This is a genomic window from Paenibacillus sp. PastM-3, from assembly GCF_029893965.1.
GTDB lineage: Bacteria > Bacillota > Bacilli > Paenibacillales > Paenibacillaceae > Paenibacillus_AQ.
In genome coordinates this window covers 37,149-54,066 of sequence record NZ_JARXXP010000008.1, presented here as the reverse complement: position 1 = coordinate 54,066, position 16,918 = coordinate 37,149, and the positions used below count along the sequence as shown (strand labels likewise).

17 protein-coding genes are annotated in these 16,918 nt (G+C 54.8%); 7 read left to right on the top strand and 10 right to left on the bottom strand.

Annotation, left to right across the window (positions count from 1 at the left end; all coding sequences use genetic code 11):
* Positions 1-32: 32 nt before the first annotated feature.
* The 3 genes from M2108_RS14005 to M2108_RS13995 all read right to left on the bottom strand — a co-directional run bounded on the left by M2108_RS14005 (position 33) and on the right by M2108_RS13995 (position 4,551).
* The gene (locus M2108_RS14005; protein WP_277470118.1) at positions 33-1,325 is read right to left on the bottom strand and encodes an ABC transporter substrate-binding protein; all 1,293 of its coding nucleotides are present in this window, start codon (positions 1,323-1,325) and stop codon (positions 33-35) included.
* A 203-nt stretch (positions 1,326-1,528) separates the two neighbouring features.
* Complete coding sequence (locus M2108_RS14000) at positions 1,529-2,713, bottom strand: response regulator (RefSeq protein WP_277470119.1); 1,185 nt, start codon at positions 2,711-2,713, stop codon at positions 1,529-1,531.
* On the bottom strand, positions 2,710-4,551 hold the full coding sequence (locus tag M2108_RS13995) for a cache domain-containing sensor histidine kinase (RefSeq protein ID WP_277470120.1): 1,842 nt from the start codon (positions 4,549-4,551) through the stop codon (positions 2,710-2,712). The genes M2108_RS14000 and M2108_RS13995 overlap by 4 nt, the downstream gene beginning before the upstream one ends.
* Positions 4,552-4,834: 283 nt before the next feature.
* On the opposite strand from M2108_RS13995, the gene M2108_RS13990 reads away from it, so the two are divergent.
* Entirely contained in the window at positions 4,835-5,344 is a 510-nt protein-coding gene (locus M2108_RS13990) for a GNAT family N-acetyltransferase (RefSeq protein WP_277470121.1), read from the top strand.
* 239 nt (positions 5,345-5,583) lie between these two features.
* On the opposite strand, the gene M2108_RS13985 is transcribed toward M2108_RS13990, so the two are convergent.
* The 5 genes from M2108_RS13985 to M2108_RS13965 all read right to left on the bottom strand — a co-directional run bounded on the left by M2108_RS13985 (position 5,584) and on the right by M2108_RS13965 (position 10,032).
* Entirely contained in the window at positions 5,584-6,552 is a 969-nt protein-coding gene (locus M2108_RS13985) for a sugar phosphate isomerase/epimerase family protein (protein ID WP_277470122.1), read from the bottom strand.
* Positions 6,553-7,284, bottom strand: coding sequence for a ThuA domain-containing protein (locus tag M2108_RS13980; RefSeq protein WP_277470123.1), 732 nt, complete (start codon positions 7,282-7,284; stop codon positions 6,553-6,555). It lies immediately after the preceding gene.
* Positions 7,285-7,337: 53 nt separating this feature from the next.
* Complete coding sequence (locus tag M2108_RS13975) at positions 7,338-8,417, bottom strand: Gfo/Idh/MocA family protein (protein ID WP_277470124.1); 1,080 nt, start codon at positions 8,415-8,417, stop codon at positions 7,338-7,340.
* Between the two features lie 39 nt (positions 8,418-8,456).
* Positions 8,457-9,380, bottom strand: a complete 924-nt coding sequence (locus M2108_RS13970) for a helix-turn-helix transcriptional regulator (RefSeq protein WP_277470125.1) — start codon at positions 9,378-9,380, stop codon at positions 8,457-8,459.
* A 190-nt stretch (positions 9,381-9,570) separates the two neighbouring features.
* Positions 9,571-10,032, bottom strand: a complete 462-nt coding sequence (locus M2108_RS13965) for a NanQ anomerase/TabA/YiaL family protein (RefSeq protein WP_277470126.1) — start codon at positions 10,030-10,032, stop codon at positions 9,571-9,573.
* 146 nt (positions 10,033-10,178) lie between these two features.
* Here M2108_RS13965 and M2108_RS13960 point away from each other — a divergent pair, with 146 nt between their 5' ends.
* Positions 10,179-10,790, top strand: a complete 612-nt coding sequence (locus tag M2108_RS13960) for a hypothetical protein (RefSeq protein ID WP_277470127.1) — start codon at positions 10,179-10,181, stop codon at positions 10,788-10,790.
* A gap of 122 nt (positions 10,791-10,912) precedes the next feature.
* Positions 10,913-11,650: a glycerophosphodiester phosphodiesterase gene (locus M2108_RS13955; RefSeq protein ID WP_277470128.1), complete on the top strand. Its 738-nt coding sequence runs from the start codon at positions 10,913-10,915 to the stop codon at positions 11,648-11,650.
* 78 nt (positions 11,651-11,728) lie between these two features.
* Here M2108_RS13955 and M2108_RS13950 read toward each other — a convergent pair whose 3' ends face one another.
* Both M2108_RS13950 and M2108_RS13945 read right to left on the bottom strand, forming a co-directional pair.
* Entirely contained in the window at positions 11,729-12,580 is an 852-nt protein-coding gene (locus tag M2108_RS13950) for a GGDEF domain-containing protein (RefSeq protein ID WP_277470129.1), read from the bottom strand.
* Between the two features lie 141 nt (positions 12,581-12,721).
* Positions 12,722-13,309 (bottom strand): histidine phosphatase family protein, encoded by a 588-nt coding sequence (locus tag M2108_RS13945; protein WP_346780562.1) that lies wholly within the window; start codon positions 13,307-13,309, stop codon positions 12,722-12,724.
* 224 nt (positions 13,310-13,533) lie between these two features.
* Between M2108_RS13945 and M2108_RS13940 the strand changes: the two genes are divergently transcribed.
* The 4 genes from M2108_RS13940 to M2108_RS13925 all read left to right on the top strand — a co-directional run bounded on the left by M2108_RS13940 (position 13,534) and on the right by M2108_RS13925 (position 16,480).
* On the top strand, positions 13,534-14,691 hold the full coding sequence (locus M2108_RS13940) for a phosphodiester glycosidase family protein (RefSeq protein WP_277470130.1): 1,158 nt from the start codon (positions 13,534-13,536) through the stop codon (positions 14,689-14,691).
* 32 nt (positions 14,692-14,723) lie between these two features.
* The gene (locus tag M2108_RS13935; RefSeq protein ID WP_277470131.1) at positions 14,724-15,683 is read left to right on the top strand and encodes a helix-turn-helix transcriptional regulator; all 960 of its coding nucleotides are present in this window, start codon (positions 14,724-14,726) and stop codon (positions 15,681-15,683) included.
* Positions 15,684-15,825: 142 nt separating this feature from the next.
* Complete coding sequence (locus tag M2108_RS13930; RefSeq protein ID WP_277470132.1) at positions 15,826-16,278, top strand: SRPBCC domain-containing protein; 453 nt, start codon at positions 15,826-15,828, stop codon at positions 16,276-16,278.
* The gene (locus M2108_RS13925) at positions 16,268-16,480 is read left to right on the top strand and encodes a hypothetical protein (protein ID WP_277470133.1); all 213 of its coding nucleotides are present in this window, start codon (positions 16,268-16,270) and stop codon (positions 16,478-16,480) included. The genes M2108_RS13930 and M2108_RS13925 overlap by 11 nt, the downstream gene beginning before the upstream one ends.
* The last annotated feature ends 438 nt before the right edge of the window (positions 16,481-16,918 follow it).

Below are 16,918 nucleotides of genomic sequence, written 5' to 3'. Positions count from 1 at the left end.
TCTGTTCTTGTGCTATTGTTGTTTAAAAAGCTCTAGATATCTTTATCCTGTGCAGCCTGCATTTGTTCCAGCAGTTTAGCTGTATCCACATCCTGCTTCAGCAGAATCTGCTGGAAGATCGGGAACATGACCGGCTCGATGGATGAGGTCATGCTCGGGAAAATCTGCGCTTCACTGGCATCCACCAGCGGCTGCAGCGATGATGCAAGCGGGCTGTAGGTTTCGGAGGTGCCGCCCTTGACCGTTACGGCCTGCTTCGTTTCATCGGACCAGATTTTGGCGATTTCCGGGTCAGCGACGAATTCCATGAACAGCTTGATCTCTTCCTGATGCTTGCTCCAGGACACGCCGACCAGCAGGTTATCAGATACCAGATTCGTTACGAGCGGCTGGTCGCCGCGGTTAACCGGAATCGGGAACGCGCCCAGCTCAAAGGCGGAGAAGTCGGCATCAAAGTTCTCGCTGTAGCCCCATTCGCCCATCGGCCACATCGCCGCCTTGCCTTCTTTGAATACCTGGGCCACCTGGTCGTAGCTTAGCCCGACGGAGTTCTCCAGCAGATAGCCTTTATCCGCCAGCTCCTTCATCCCGTCAAAATAAGTGCTGAACTCCGGATCGGTCCACTTCTTCTCCCCGCTGGCCAGCTGTGCGAAGACATCCGGGTTGTCGTGCTGGTACAGGCCGAACTGGGAGGTGGTGATGAACTGGGTGGCCCAGCCGTCCTTGCTGCCGATGACCATAGGTGCGGTGCCGCTGGCCTTAATCTGTTCGCTGACAGCGAGCAGCTCATCCCATGTCTTCGGAATCTCAAGGCCAAGCTCGCCGAACAGCGTTTTATTGTAGAACATTACGATTGGCTGGCTGTTATAGGGAACGCCGTAGGTTTTGCCGTCGACTGTGCCCAGCTTTACGGCTGCTTCCAGGTAATTATCCAGCCAGGGGCTGCCGGTAATATCCATCAGGACATCTTCTTTCGAGAACTCGGCCACCTGGTTAGGGAACAGCCAGAGCATATCCATATCCGACTTGGATACAATCCGGGTACGGATGATTTCGCGGAACTGGTCATACACCTTGTCATGTTCTATCGTGATGTAAGGGTACTTTTCCTGGAATTTATCAACAACCGTCTGGCTGATCGGATTCCAGGTTGTCAGCTTAAGCACAACCGGCTCTTTCTCGGCATCGCCGCCTGCTGCATTTGTGGCTGTGCCTGCCGCTGAAGTGTTGCTGTCCGATGCGGCATTGCTGCCGCAGCCGGCAAGAACGGCCAATAGACTGAGACTCCATAACGATGACCGCCAGAACCCTTTTTTTCTACTCATATGTTAGCCTCCCTGACATAAAGTAACTTTCTTAAGCCCATATTACCGCTTATGCGTCAGGTTAAATACCGTGCCTAATTGCTGGTTTACAGCTAATTATTGCTCAGTTTGGCTTATTCATCGGGCTGATTAGCTGCAACCGGCTGAAAAATAGATGAAAATTGCTTTTTCACGCAAAGATTTGTTGTTCCGCTGTTCATCAGCTACTGATTGCGGAATTCCAGCGGCGTCATCCCTGTGTCATCTTTGAACAATTTACTGAAATAATGCGGATTGGCATAGCCCAGCTTTTCCGCCACCTCGTACACCTTGTCGTTGCTCTCCCGCAGCAGCCTGCGGGCCAGCAGCATTTTTTTGGCCGTAACATACTCATTGAAATGCTGTCCGGTCTCCTTCAGAAACAGGCGGCTCAGGTGGCTTACACTGATGTGGATATGCTCGGCCGTTCCGGCAAGCGTAAGGTCCTCCAGCAGATGCTCATCAATATAAGCCGTTGCCAGCCGGATCACTCCGCTATGCCGTCCGCCGGTTTCCGGTTCCTGTGCGGCTGCAGCCCGGTAGGCCCCCGGCAGTTCCCCGGCTGTCAGGTGAACACCGCTGTAGGTGTAAGCGAGCCGGATGCCGAGCATTTTATCCAGCCCCTGGTCGAGCTGCTCCAGGTAACTCCGCATCGCTCCGCCATCCGCGTGCACCGCATCCAGCGGCAGCAGCCAGACCAGCTCCCTGTCTTCCACATTAAGCAGCTGGCCGCCCCATTCACGGGAGGTATATTCTTCGAGGTAATAACGAAAGGACATGAAGCGGGCCGGTCCGGCCGGTTCTGCTGCAGCGCTCCGGGCCATACGCAGCACTGCCAGCTGCCAGCCCCTGCTGTAACGCTGCTCCAGTCCGAGCTCCCGCCATTTCTCCGGCAGGTCTGCCGGCAGAGCCTCTGCTGTAAGCAGCCGGAGCAGCAGCTCTTCGCGGTCTTTGTCCGTATAGTTCACGTGCTGCTGCTCCTGATGCAGCTCCTTCAGCGTTGCAGCCGCTTTGTGCAGGGCAGCCGCGATCTCCTCCTCCGCCATCGTCGGCTTATGCAAATAATCCACGACTCCAATCCGCACGGCTTCTTTGACATAAGGGAAATCCTCGAAGCTGCTGAAAAAGATAATCTGCACCTTACCGTACTGCTCCTTAATCCGGCGTGCCAGCTCCAGTCCGTCCATGCCCGGCATCCGGATATCCGTCATAACAATATGGATATCCTCATCCTCAAGCACCTGTAGCGCTTCAAGACCGTTCGATGCCTCAGCCTTCCAGACAATCCCCAGCTCATCCCAGTTCAGCATATATCTGAGGCCCAGCCGGACAATGGTTTCGTCCTCCACCACAAGCAAATTCCACATCATTGTTGCTCCCCCAATCTGCTCAGACTATCCTGACCGTCTTCCGTTCTGTACGGCAGATGCAGCACCGCCCTCGTTCCCGCTCCAGGTGCGCTCGTAAGCTTTAGCGTATACGGCTCGCCGTAGCGGAGCCGGATGCGGTCGCGCACATTGGCGATTCCGATGCTGTCACCGGGCCTTCCGGATGATGGCGGTGTCCCTCCGCCGTTCAGCACAGCCAGCTTCTCCTGATCTATGCCTTGGCCGTTGTCACCGATCCAGATCAGCAGCTCCTTTTCATCCGGACTCCGTTGCGCTCCGACCTCAATCTGCAGCAGCCCGCCGCCGCTGTGCAGCGAGCCGTGAAAAATCGCATTTTCCGCCAGCGGCTGCAGAATCATCGGCGGCACCCTCGCACCAAGTACTTCTTCGCTTACGCTCCATTCCACCTCAAACCGGTTCGTATACCTCAGCTCCATGAGACGCATATAATGCCGCAGCAGCTCAAGCTCAGCCTCCAGCGGAACCAGCTCACTGTCCAGCTTCATATTGGCCTGCAGCAGCTTGTTCAGCGACTGGAGCAGGCGGGCAATTCCTTCGGATTGCTGCAGCACGGCGAGCATGCGGATCGAGTTAATCGTGTTAAACAGAAAATGCGGCGTGATCCGCGCCCTGAGCGCATACAGCTCGGCTTCTCTTTTTTGCCGCTCCTTCTCTTCGATGGATTCGACCAGTATACCGAGCCGTTTCACCATGGTGACATAGCTGTGATGAAGCTGGCCGATTTCGCCCTGCACCGGCGGTGCCGCCGGAGTGACGAACAACCCCCGCTCCACATCACGCATGGAGGAGATCAGGCTGCGGATCGGCCTCGCCAGCCCGCGGGCCAGCAGCAGCGACAGCAGCCCTGCCAGCACCGTTATAACCAGCACCAGGATCATCGTGAAATTTCGGATAACGTTGGCATCTTCCAGCAGCTCATCGCGGTCGATCAGCAGATAGCTGGTCCAGCCAAGGTATTCACTGTAGGCATACACGCCGGTAGCTGCATCCAGCCCGTCGCCAAGTGCAGGAACGGTAATCATGCCGCGCCCCGTACCGCTGTGAACGGCCTGGGCTCTGGCTGCACTGAGAAAACGCTGGTTGTCGGCCGTATGCGTAGAGTAGATCAACTCCCCTTTTTCATCAGCAACCATTACATGCATGCTCTCCATTTGAAAGGAGCGGACAATCTTGTCCATAAAATCAGGCCGGATATCGACCGCCACCACACCCGCCGCCGAAAAATCATCATTGAGCAGCACCCGTGAAGCCGTGATCGTCTGAAAAGGGGCGCTGTTGAACTGCCGTTCCAGCCGCAGCCCGGATATGGCGATTCCGCCGTCACGGCTGAGCGTCTCCTGATACCACTCTTCATTCTCCGGGCTGACCGCCTCATTAATGGATGACCTGTCGCTGACCCTGTACCCGTAAATGTTTCCTGTGCTGCTGTAGAAGACGAGACCCTGAATCGTGGAAAAGATCGAAGGATACGTGACGAGAAGCTTGGCAAACTGCTGCTGGCTCTCAATCTCCTGATAGCTCCACTGGTCGCGCGGCACGTACGGCTGATTCAGAATCTGAAAGATTTCCGGTGTAAAATAAGGAAAGGTGCTGAACCGGTCCACATCCTCAACCTGCCGCTGGATCGCTGCATTCAGCTGGCCGGCAATAACACCCAGATCCTCATTCACCCGCGCTTCCAGTGTCCCGACCGATTTGAAGTACGCCATCGTACCAATCACCATTGACGGGATAATACCTAACAGGAAGAAGGCGAGCATCAGCTTGCTCTGATACGTGAGATTGTTCCACCGCCGCATTCTTCATCCCCCTTGGAAGGCTATAAATTTCATTTATTATAAGGGATAACGTCAGGCCCTGCATGGGTAAAATCGCTGCAAGACTCTGGCATCTCCTGTTCCGCAAACCAGTTAAGGAGTCAAAAAGCCCGTCAGAATCACCTTTATATCTGACGCAGATATATCATAGTTTCACTGACAAAAAAATATATTTGTAAACTTTAATGACACCGGTATAATGAATCTTATGTAAAAATTAAAAGGATTGTATCCCTTCATTTGATAATCAGAAAGGACTTTTACCATGAGCGATACTATTTCTGTAATTCCATTGGACGGCTTAACGCCGCCTGTCTTGCACGAGTTAAACAGGCTGCTGATCGACACGGTGGAGGACGGCGCTTCGATCGGTTTTCTGCCGCCGCTCGCTGAAGAGGAGGCCGCTGCATACTGGCAGGGCGTGCACGGTCCCGGTGTACTCCTCTGGGTTGCTATGGATGGTGAAGCGGTTGCCGGCACCGTTCAGCTCCATCTGGCGCTTAAGCCGAATGGAGCACACCGGGCCGAGCTGGCCAAGCTGATGGTTCATCCCGATCACCGCCGCAAGGGCATCGCGGGAATGCTGATCGATGCGGCTGAGCAGGCTGCGGCTGCACACGGCCGGACCCTGATCGTCCTCGATACGCGGGAAGGGGATCCCTCGAACCTGCTCTATCTTTCGCGCGGATACATAGAGGCCGGCAGAATCCCGGACTTTGCCATCTCTGCTGAGGGCGGACTGGACACAACAGTGCTTTATTATAAGAAGCTGTAGCAGCAGACAAAAAGAAGCGGCTTTGGTCCCGTAACACGGGAGCAAAGCCGCTTTATTTATTGCAAGCTGCCCATCATAGTTGCTGATAAAGCTTACCTCATAACAAAAACAGCCTCCCGGCAGGAGGCTTTAACATCATTACATAGGAATTTTATAAATATAGCTTCATATATTATATCAAGTATAGTTAGCTCCAGATCAAAAAGCCGTCCCTCCCGGGAACGGCTTCTTTACACTATTTAAGCCCACCACATATCCAGCGGCTGCTCACGGATCAGGATCGACTGCAGGTTGGTTACGGCACGCTGGAAGCCTTCGTCCACCGACATCAGCGGGTCTTCGTGCTCGATGCTCACCACATAATCATAGCCGTAGGTGCGCAGCGCGCTCATGATATCCGACCATTCGGACAGGCTGTGGCCGCAGCCGACGGAGCGGAACGTCCACGCCCGGGTCTGCACATCGCCGTAAGGCTGCATGTCAGTCAGGCCGTACATGTTAATGTTGTCCTGGTCGAGGTATGTGTCCTTGGCATGGAAGTGGTGGATCGCTCCGGCTTTGCCGAGGATCTTGATCGCGCCTACCGGATCAATCCCCTGCCACCACAGATGGCTCGGATCAAGGTTAGCTCCGATCGCATCGCAGGTCGCTTCTCTCAGCTTCAGAATCGTGTACGGCGTATGGCACAGGAAGCCGCCGTGCAGCTCGATGCCGATCTTCACGCCATGCTCCTCTGCCAGCTTGCCGATCTCTTTCCAGTACGGGATCAGCTTCTGCTCCCACTGCCAGGTCAGAATGTCGCTGTACACAGTCGGCCAAGGTGTAACCGGCCAGTTCGGCGCTTTAGCGTCATCGCTGTCTCCGGCAGTACCGGAGAAGGTGTTTACAACCTGAACCCCCATCAGCGAAGCCAGCTTGATCGACTTGCGCAGAATCTCGTCGCCCTGACGGGCCTCTTCCTTATCCGGCGAGATCGGGTTGTTGTGACAGCTGAATGCGCTGATCATAATACCGCGGCTCGTGAACTTTTCCAGGTAAGCCTTACGGGCTTCTTCGCTGGCCAGCAGCTCATCAGTCGGGCAATGCGGATTGCCGGGGTTGCCGCCCGAGCCGATCTCTACGGCATTCAGGCCGGCAGCCGCGATTTTATCAAGCATCTCATCAAGAGTCAAGCTGCCGAATACGGGATCAAATACGCCTAATTTCATTTATACGCCCACCTTTTCGCGAATTGGCTCCAGAGCCTGGGAATGGCCGTACACCGGATAATCGCGCTTGGTTGGTGCGCACCAGTTTACGCCGTTGATGATAACCTTTTGGATTTCTTTATGGTAATAAGTCGGATGGGATTCATGGCCCGGCTGGAAATAAAAGATTTTGCCGCTGCCGCGCCGGTAGGTCGAACCGCTCGGGAACACGTTGCCGCCCTCGAACCAGCCGACAAAGACCAGGCTCTCCGGTGCCGGCACGTCAAAATGCGCCCCGTACATCTCTTCCTGCTCCAGGTCGATATACTCGCCGATGCCTTCGGCAATCGGATGGCTCTGGTCCATCACCCAGAGGCGTTCCTTCTCGCCCGCTTCGCGCCATTTCAGATCACAGCTGGTGCCCATCAGCTTCATGAAGATTTTGGACATGTGGCCGGAATGCAGCACAATCAGTCCCATTCCCTGCAGCACACGGTTATAGACCCGGTTCACGATCTCGTCGCTAACCTCCTGATGAGCGATATGGCCCCACCATACCAGTACATCCGTGTTATTCAGCACTTCTTCCGTCAAGCCATGCTCCGGTTCATCCAGCGTTGCGGTTGCCGTATCAAATCCGGCTTCCTCAAGAAATCCGGCGATCTGCGCATGGATGCCCAGCGGATACACCTGGCGGATGTGCTCTTCCTGCAGCTCATGACGGTACTCATTCCATACGGTTACTCTTGTCACTATAGGACACACTCCTAAATTGATTTATATTGATTGACCTAAGTTCAACTTACTTAATCCTCAAAAAATACCGGCATCCCTGTCTCGGACGACTTGTAAATCGCCTCCAGAATCCGGGTTACCACCAGAGCCTGCTCCGGTTTAACAACCGGCTCTGTATCATTAATAATGCTGTCAATCCACTGCGTGGCTTCAACCAGCGCCGGATCTTCGCCCGCACCGTCGTAGAAGTCCACGCCCGCGGCATCCAGCCCGATATGCTTCTCGTAGGTTTTGCCGTACTCTTCGCCGTTGATGCGCAGGCCTTTTTCCATATCGGCTCCGCCTTCTGTGCCGCAAAGCGTTGTCTTCGCTTCACCGACATCCAGGGTGTTCAGCGCCCAGCTGGCTTCGAGCACAATGGTCGCCCCGTTTTGCATGGTAATGAAGCCGATCGCCGAATCCTCAACCGTGAATTTCTCCGGGTCCCACGGGCCCCAGGCGTTGGCGGCATTTTTGCGGCCGGACAGCTTGTGATAAGCATTGCCCACCGCATATTTCGGCTTGTAATTGTCCATCATCCACAGCGTCAGGTCGAGCGCATGGGTGCCGATATCGATCAGCGGACCGCCGCCCTGCGCTTCCTCATCCAGAAATACGCCCCAGGTCGGTACCGCACGCCGGCGGATGGCCTTGGCTTTGGCGTAATAGATTTCGCCGAGGTCGTTGTTTTCACATACCTTATGCAGGTAAGCCGAATCCGATCTAAAGCGGTTCTGGTAGCCGATGGTCAGCTTTTTGCCGGTACGCTTGGCAGCATCAATCATGGCCTGTGCTTCTGCAGTCGTCTTTGCCATCGGCTTCTCGCACATGACGTGCTTGCCGGCCTCCATCGAGGCAATCGAAATTTCCGCATGGGAAATGTTCGGGGTACACACGTGAATCACATCTATAGTTGTATCTTTCAGCAGCTCTTTATAGTCTGTGTAGACCGCTGCGTTCTCATCTCCGAATTCCGCTTTGGCCTGCTCGGCCCGTTCAGGCACGATATCGCAAAAAGCCACCATGACAGCGCCTTCCACTTTCTTTAGTGCCGGCATATGCTTGCCAGTTGCGATGCCGCCGCAGCCGATAATTCCCACTTTTAAGGTCATCCCTGATTTCCCTCCAACATTGTTGTGAACTCTCTGCCTCTAATCATACAAACTCTGCGAAGCGCTTTCTTCCTGCATTCTTGCCCTGTTATTCCTGAATATTGTCTTGTGGTATTTCAGCGGTGAAATGCCGGTTGCCGACTTGAAAAAATGGTGGAACGTCTTCACGCTGCCAAACCCTGCCGACTCGGCTACGGCAGACATCGGCAGGTCCTCGTTGAGCAGAATCCATTTGGCTTTGTTCAGCCGGTATTCATTAAGGAAGGCGACGAAGGTCATGCCGGTATGCTTTTTGAACAGCTTGGTAAAATAATAAGGGCTGAAGCCCATATGCCGGGCCACCTCATTAAGGGTAATCGGCTCCTGGTAATGCTGCTCGACATAGATAAAAATCCGCTCCAGCCGCTCCAGCATCTCCCGGGACTGGGACAGGGTGTCCTCCGAGAACTTCGGCAGCCTGCCGGCGTTATTCCTGGGCACTTCCCGCAAAATCACGGTAAGCAGCTCAAATAAACGGGCTTTGATCAGATAGGCGTACCCTTCCCCGCGCCGGGTGTCCTCCTCATATATACTTTCGATCAGGGAGATGATCCGCCCGGCTGTTTCCCGGGGCCAGCCTGAGCTGGAATGCTCCATCGCCGTGAACACCTCACGCAGCGAGAAATCATTGCCGCAGGTGGCTGCCAGCTCCTGAAACAGACTCAAGTCGAACTGAAGCACTACCCGTTCGCTCTCCGGCGAAGCGAGAAAATAATGCACGTCCCCGCCGTTGATAAACTGCACTTCCCCCTGCTCCATACGGATTGGAGTATCATTTATTCCCAAATTTAGTCTTCCCTTAGTTACGTAAATCATTTCGATTTCTTTATGCCAGTGCGGATAGCACAGCTCGTCCCCGCCGCAGATGAGGCTGCGGAAAGGAAAATGCTTGTCCACATCCGGAAGCTCGAGATAGATGCTCATAAGTGCGGCTCCTTGTGCGTGTGGTTGATTTTTTGCAGATTATGATAATCAGGTCGTATTCTAAGGCTATCGTACCTTAACCCTGTTAGCAAAAACAAATGCTGGACGACCACAGCACCAGTGCAACAGGGACAACGCCAAAAAGGAGCCTGTCCGGCTCCCTCAATCACATAACCTTTGCGGCTGCATCCTACAGCTTAATTTTCAGCACAACCTTGCGCACCGCTTCCTTGCTGCCTGCTTCGATCCCGGTCATATGGCCGTCCTGCGGATAGCAGACCACCAGTGTTCCGGGCCCTGCGGTTACCGCAGATTGCAGCTCACCCGTGAAGAATACTGCGTCCTTTTCAGCGCTGTATTCCTCTTTTACCGACAGCTGTTCAATGGCCGCATAGCCGATCCGCTCTGTACCTTCAAGAATATAGTGCAGGTCCAGATTAATCCGGTGCGCTTCCCAGAAGCATTCCCCAGCATCCTTCGTTACATATTCGTTAATGAAATAGAACATGCTCTCATTAACTTCATGGCGTCCTGCCGCCTGTCCGCTGAAATCCGTATCCCGCAAAAAGCGCAGCCCCGCCCGGATTTTATCCCCGTAAGCAGCCTCATTCTCTAGCAAATGTCCCAGTGTGTCTACGATCAAGCCGATCATCTCCTGCATTCTCTGATTGATTACCGCCTCTCGCGGCCTACAAAAAAGAATAAATGATTCCACAGTCTGCAGCTATGCATTTGTTCACGCTTCCCCGGCATATTCTAATACTAGCAACCTTCACAAAACTTGTAGGAGGCGTAAATATGCTGATCTTCCTGATGTACATGTTCGCCGTACTGGGGGTAAGCCTGCTGCTGGCGGCTGCGGTGCTGAAGTGCAGGCTCTCTTATCCCTCATCCAATCTGACCAGGCTGGCCCGTGCAGTCGGCTCCTTTAATTTGAATTTTCCCCGGCGGTTCGTCACCCCCGACCAGTCGCATATAATCGCCTTGGATGAAGCCGGCAGAACGCTGGCCATCGGCAGCTGCAATCCCGGCAAGGCAGAGCATGCGACGGCGCAACTGTACACTTTTGACACCATACTGGGTTCAGAGATCATCGAGAATGCCCTGACCCTCACGAAAGTCAGCAAGACATGCCGGATCACAAGCAGCGCCAATAAAAACGGGGATCGATCCGGCCGGCCGGACACTGTAATAAACTCCGTGCACAGTACAGATGCCATTCAGGCAGATGAAGAGGAGGTTAAAGAGCTTACACTCAAAATCTATCTCAGCAGCGCCGACACACCCGTTCTCTCCATCCCTTTCCTTCCCGGTATAGCCCCGGCCAGAAAATCGGACCGGGAATACACCCTGGCCTTCTCAGAGGTTCAGCATGTGCATGAAGCCATCCGCGAGATTGTTTCGGCGTAACTCCCGGGCCCGGGCACAATTGATTGAGGCGGACAGGGTTTCGCACGGAGATGTGGAGTAAGAGAATAGATGCCCGTAGCAAGCAGTAGCAGGAAATCCATAAGCCGGAGGGAAAACAACGTATGAACAGCATCATCAACTTTGGGCACCGCGGCGCATCCGCAGTCTGCCCAGAGAATACGATGGCGGCATTCCGCAGAGGGCTTGAGCTTGGAGCTACAGGAATTGAAACAGATGTCCAGATGTCGCTTGACGGAGGACTGGTCATTATACATGATGAGCATCTTCGCCGGACAGCCGGAGCTGACGGATTGGTAAAGGACAAGACGCTTAGCGAGCTGCTGGAGCTGGATGCCGGTTCCTGGTTCGGGCCGGCATTCGCCGGCGAACGTCTGCCTGTGCTGGAGGAGCTGCTGGATCTGCTGAAGGACCGGGATACCGTGCTCAACATTGAGCTAAAGAACGGGGTATTCCTGTATCCCGGGATGGAGGAAAAGGTTATCGCCGCAGTGCGGGATTACGGCATGAGTGAACGTGTGGTGCTGTCGAGCTTCAATCACTACTCGCTGGCCTATTGTAAATCCCTTGCTCCGGACATCCGCACAGGGATTCTGTATTCGGAAGGCTTGTACCGTCCGTGGGATTACGCGGCCAGCCTGAATGCGGATGCGCTGCATGCTTATCATCCTGTCGTCTTGCCGGAGTTCGTAGCCGAGGCGGCCGCGCAGGGCAAGGTTTACCACCCGTGGACCGTCAATGATCGTGAAGTGATGAAATCCCTGATAGCTGCCGGAGTCGCTGGCATTATCACCAACTATCCGGATGTGCTGGCCGGACTGCTGGCTGACAGACAGGGGTAATGTTGCCTGTAAAAAGAGTCCGGGCTGCAGCCGGTAAATCGGCTGCGCTGCCCGGACTCTTTGTGTTAAAGGCTGCACTTAATTCGCTTTGGAGCTGCCCAGCCAGCTTACCGGCTGGATAACATTGCCCTGCTTATGGACGGCATACCGGCCTCTGCCCAGCTGCTTGGCATTGTACATGGCGGAATCAGCCTCCTTCAGCAGGCGTCCCGGATCAACCCGGCCCTGGCTCGTCGTAATGCCGACGCTGGCCGACACGAACAGCTCATGATGCTCCAGCTGGTAGATACGGGTTGTTTTCTCCAGGACCTTAAGGGCAAGCTGTTCGGCTTCTTTATAACTGCAGCGCTTGGCAATGATGACGAATTCATCGCCGCCGATCCGGAAAATATGCCGCCTGCCCTTGCAGGAAAACTGCTGCAGCGTGCCGCCGACCGCTTGAAGCAGCAAATCACCGACATGATGGCCGAGCTTGTCATTAATCGACTTGAAGCGGTTCAGATCGAGGTATAATACAGCCAGCTGCGCATTAGGCTTGCAGTGATCCCAGAAATGATCCATGCCGTTCTTATTGAACAGGCCGGTCAGACTATCCCTGTAAGCCAGCTCTTTAAGGTGTTCCCTTTCAGCCATGATCAGGCCTGTGCGGTGGAACAGCCAGATCATAAAAGCCAGGGTCAGCGAGTAAAACGCAAACGGCGCAAGCAGGCTGCCGCCGGCCGGGCTAAATCCGGGTACAGCCTGCAGGCCGAACAGATGCATGCCGCATAATCCGCAGCTGAGCATAAGAATGATCAGGCTCGTGCGCAGCGCACGGGCTTTTTGGCTTCTGGCCGCGAAATTCCGTCCGGTCTGGAGGACGAAGTAGGCTGTCACTGCTGCGAGGAGAACTGAGAATATAGTATACATATAATTTCGCGCTTCTTCCATGATAGGAGCACTCCCTTTTACTTCTAAATTAAGCAAAGACGTTAATCTGACAGGTGAACCGTATTATGCTTATTATCGGCAGGCGGGGTCTGATTCTCTATGGAATCTTTTGGATGGTGCTAACGGCAGCGCAGATCCCGGTTAAATGCTGTGATGCTCCACACAGTTGTAAAGGTCACAGGCCCAGGCTCCGCCTGACTGTATGATCCGGGTGAGCGAAGTATTCTTCAGCAGCCGGCTCAAATCCAGCTCAGGCACAAGTCCGCCAAGCGTACTTCGGAGAATCGCCCCGTGGCTGACCACCAGTATACGCCGGCCCGGATGACGCGCGGCAAGCTCCTCAATAGCCCTGCCTCCCCGGAGCCGGCCTGACTCATTGGTCTCCAGGCCAAGCTCAAGTGTTCTCCATTCCTTGCCCCATCGCTCCACTCGTTCCTGTTCCGTCGTGCCCTCCAGAAGACCGCCGTGCATCTCCCGGATACCGGGCAACAGCCCTGCGACGGGAAGGCCTAGCCTGGTGGCAATAATCTCTGCAGTCTGTCTCGCCCTGAGCATATCACTGGAGTAGATCAGCTCCCACTCCTCCCCGCTAAGCCGGCCGGCAATTTCAGCTGCCTGCTGCAGGCCTTCTTCATCAAGCGGATTATCCGTGTGTCCCTGGATGCGCCCTTCTTTATTCCATAAAGTGCTGCCGTGCCGGATTAGACCTATCGTTGTTGTCATTGTCATGGGTGAAACCGCCTTTTTACAGATTGAAATCGATTCCCTAAATTATATACGAAAAGCCTGCTTAGGACGCATGCGTCAGGACACACTAACCCTTCCTCTGTAAATTGACGATATATATAGGCAGCGCTATGATTAAGTGGCTCCGGATGCATCATTCTGGGGCAGGTTCCATATTCATCCTGATCTACAGGAAATACTGTTTGGAGTCAAAGGAGATTCTGTTCATGTTTAAAAAATGTACCGCCGTTTGCCTCATTCTCTTGCTTATGCTGTCCGCCCTGCCGTCCCTTCAGTCCGGTTCAACCGCATCTGCTTCTGCAGCCCCCAAAAACGCCGTCTTTGTGGACAAAGCCAGCCAGTCCTATATTCCGCTGCGGTTCCTGAACGGCCTGTTCGGAATCCACTCGGTTCTGAATGCAGGTACTAATGAGATTGAAGTATACGGAGAAAAGGCTTCGGTTCTGCTTAAAGCAGGACAGGCCCGGGCAACCGTCAACGGGAAATCTGTTACCCTGACTGCCCTGCCCTTCAGCGCAAACGGTACAACTTATGTGCCGCTGTCCGTGGTCAGTACGGCAATGGGAATTGCACTGAAGTGGAATAAAGAGCAGGGTTCCGTCACCCTGTCATCCGCCGGAGAAGAAGCAATCCTGCCGGTGTTAAGCGGCTCACTGATTAAACCGGATGCGCCGGCAGCCGTCAGCGCGAAGCATACATACAAGGTCGGCTCCAGATCATTCAGCGTGCAGACCGTCACCATTCCCCTGATGCATCCTTCTGTCCGCCTTGACGCTGTGCTGGCCGGCAATACGGTCGGCAAGACGGAAGCGCTCGGCAGCATTGCCAAACGCAGCGGGGCTGTCGCAGCGATCAACGGCACTTTTTTTGACGCCTATACTGACGGGGCGTACAAAGCCCCTTACGGGTATATTATCAGCGGCGGTAAAATGCTGAAGAACAGCCCCGGCGACAAGCGGATTGTGTTTGCCTATGACCGCAATCTGCTGGCGGAGCTGATTCCGGGAAGCGAATTCAGCGCCAGATTCCAGAGCGGCAGCATTGAGGGCGCACTGCAGGCCGGTCCGCGGCTGCTGGTGAACGGCAGTGTCTCGCTGAATGTCGCAGCCGAAGGCTTCAAGGACCCGAAAATTCTCACCGGAGGCGGAGCCCGCAGTGCCTTGGGCATCACCCGTGACCACAAGCTGATTCTGCTGACTACCGGCGGGGCCACCATCCCGCAGCTGGCCCAGATCATGAAGCAGACCGGCGCTTACCAGGCAATGAATCTGGACGGTGGGGCCTCCAGCGGCCTGTATTACAACGGTAAATACCTGACTACCCCGGGACGGCTGATCAGCAACGCGCTGGTCGTTACCCGGTAATCCCATCCTGAATAACGGGAGGCCTGTGCCCGATGTCCAAAGCTGACTACATGCTGTCTATCCTCTGGATGCTGCAGCAGCGCAAAAGAACCGCCGCCGAGCTGGCCGAAGCCCTTGAGCTCAGTGTGCGGTCCGTCTACCGCTATATTGATGCGCTCTGTGCCAGCGGCGTGCCGGTCATTGCCGATGCCGGACCGGGCGGCGGCTTCCGGCTGCCGGAGCATTTCAGCGCCGCCCCGCTCTTCTTCGATGACGATGAGCGGCGGGCGCTTGTACAGGCCGCCGCGTTCGCCGAAGGCAGCGGCTACCCGTACATCGGGGCGCTCGGCAGCGCTATCGCCAAGCTCAAGCGCTACAGCAATGATGAACAGCTGCTGCAGATGCAGCGCCATAAATCCGGCATGGAGATGCTCCATGCCCCTTCTGTGCCTTTGACTCCGCTGCTGGCGGAGCTGGAGACGTGCGCCGCGGCCGGGCTGACCGTGCAGATGGAGTACCGCAAAGGCAGCGGGCAGGCAGCCTCCCGGCGTTCCGTCGACCCTTACGGGCTGGTGCACTGGAAGGGCCGCTGGTATCTGGCCGGCTTCTGTCATCAGCGCGGGGAGATCCGCAGCTTCCGAGTGGACCGGATTGGGCAGCTTGAACGGAGCGGCGGTGTCTTCATCCGGCCTGAGGGCTTCTCGGCAAGGCAGTTTCTGCTGGACAGCCTTCTGCCGGGTCCTGACCAGCAGGCTGCGCTTGTCCGGGTTGTGATTGCCTCCAGCGAAGAAGTGCTGAACGATCTGTGCAGCCACTGGCTGTTCGGACATTCGCTGCAGCAGCGCTCTCCCGGAGAGGCCGTCTTCCAGCTGGATGAGACCATGCTGCTCAGCTACGCGCCCTACTTCCTGCTGCCCTACGGCAGATCGCTGCAGATTGTTGAGCCTGCAGCCCTAAAGCTGAAGCTCGCTGCAGCAGCAGCCGATATCTCCGCTTATTACACGGAGTCATAACGTTTATCCGGAATCACTGACCGCAGCTGTCAGTGATTTTTTGGTATATTGTCCGTGTCCGTGTGAAAGAGGTACGCTGCAAGCATACTGAGGAACAATAAGAAATCCGAGGAATCGGAGGAACATGGAGGAGGAAATAATAATGAAGGCATTAAAGTATGAATTTTACATTGGCGCGGCGCCCGCTGCAGTCTGGGACTGTCTCGTTGCTCCAGACAAAGTCAGCCAGATCTACTATGGCAGCACTATCCGCTCAAGCTTCACCGAAGGAGAACCGCTTGAGTATGTAGGGCCGGGAACCGATGGTGATGAGACAGTGCATGTATATGGCACCGTGCTGGAGTACAAGCCGCAGGAGGCACTGCGGTTCACGCATAAGGCCGGCCCCTCCTATGTAAAGGACGGTGAACCCTATGAATCTGTTATCTCCTGGCTGCTGTCGCCCATCGGCGGCTGCACGAAGCTGACACTGATTCATGACAGCTGGCATCCGGATGATCCTTCTTACGCGCCAAGTGACAGTGCCTGGTGGCAAATCCTCAGCAACACGAAGACATTAGCCGAAAACGGCAGAACGCTGGATTTTGGCAGCTGAGCAGCCTGCGGGCAGTTTACCTGCACAGGCCGGAATCAAGGGCATTTTTGCCCTTCATTTCGGCTCAGCTGGCGCTCACTATAAACTAAGTGGAAAAATGCTACCTAAATCAGCGAAATCGGCCAGACTGAAGACATTAGATGGAAAAAGTACACTTAAATCAGCCGAATCAGCCCATGATGCAGCATTTTGCCCGAATTAGGTAGCGTTTTTCCAACTAAATTTGATTTGAGTAACTATTACAAACAATTAGGTGGCGAAAATCCAACTAAACCATGATCGGACTATTGCGCCAGCTGGCTAACTACTTATCTGCTCAATCATCCCATATGAAGCCGGAAAATCCGGTTATTCACCCACACCAACCTTACGAAACAGGTACTCTTTGCCTTCCATTCCCCCTCCCGCGACTCAGGTAGGAACTAGAACCCTTACTCGTTCAACCCCGCCATTCCACCAGACCGGTCACACATTTTTTACTCTTCACCCCGCCACCTTACCGCCCAAGCCGGAGCAGTAACTTTACCTCCTTCAGCACCGCCATCCCACCAGACCGGTCACACACCTTCTTTACTCTTCACCCCGCCACCTCACCGCCCAAGCCGGAACAGTAACTTTACCTCCTTCAGCACCGCCATCC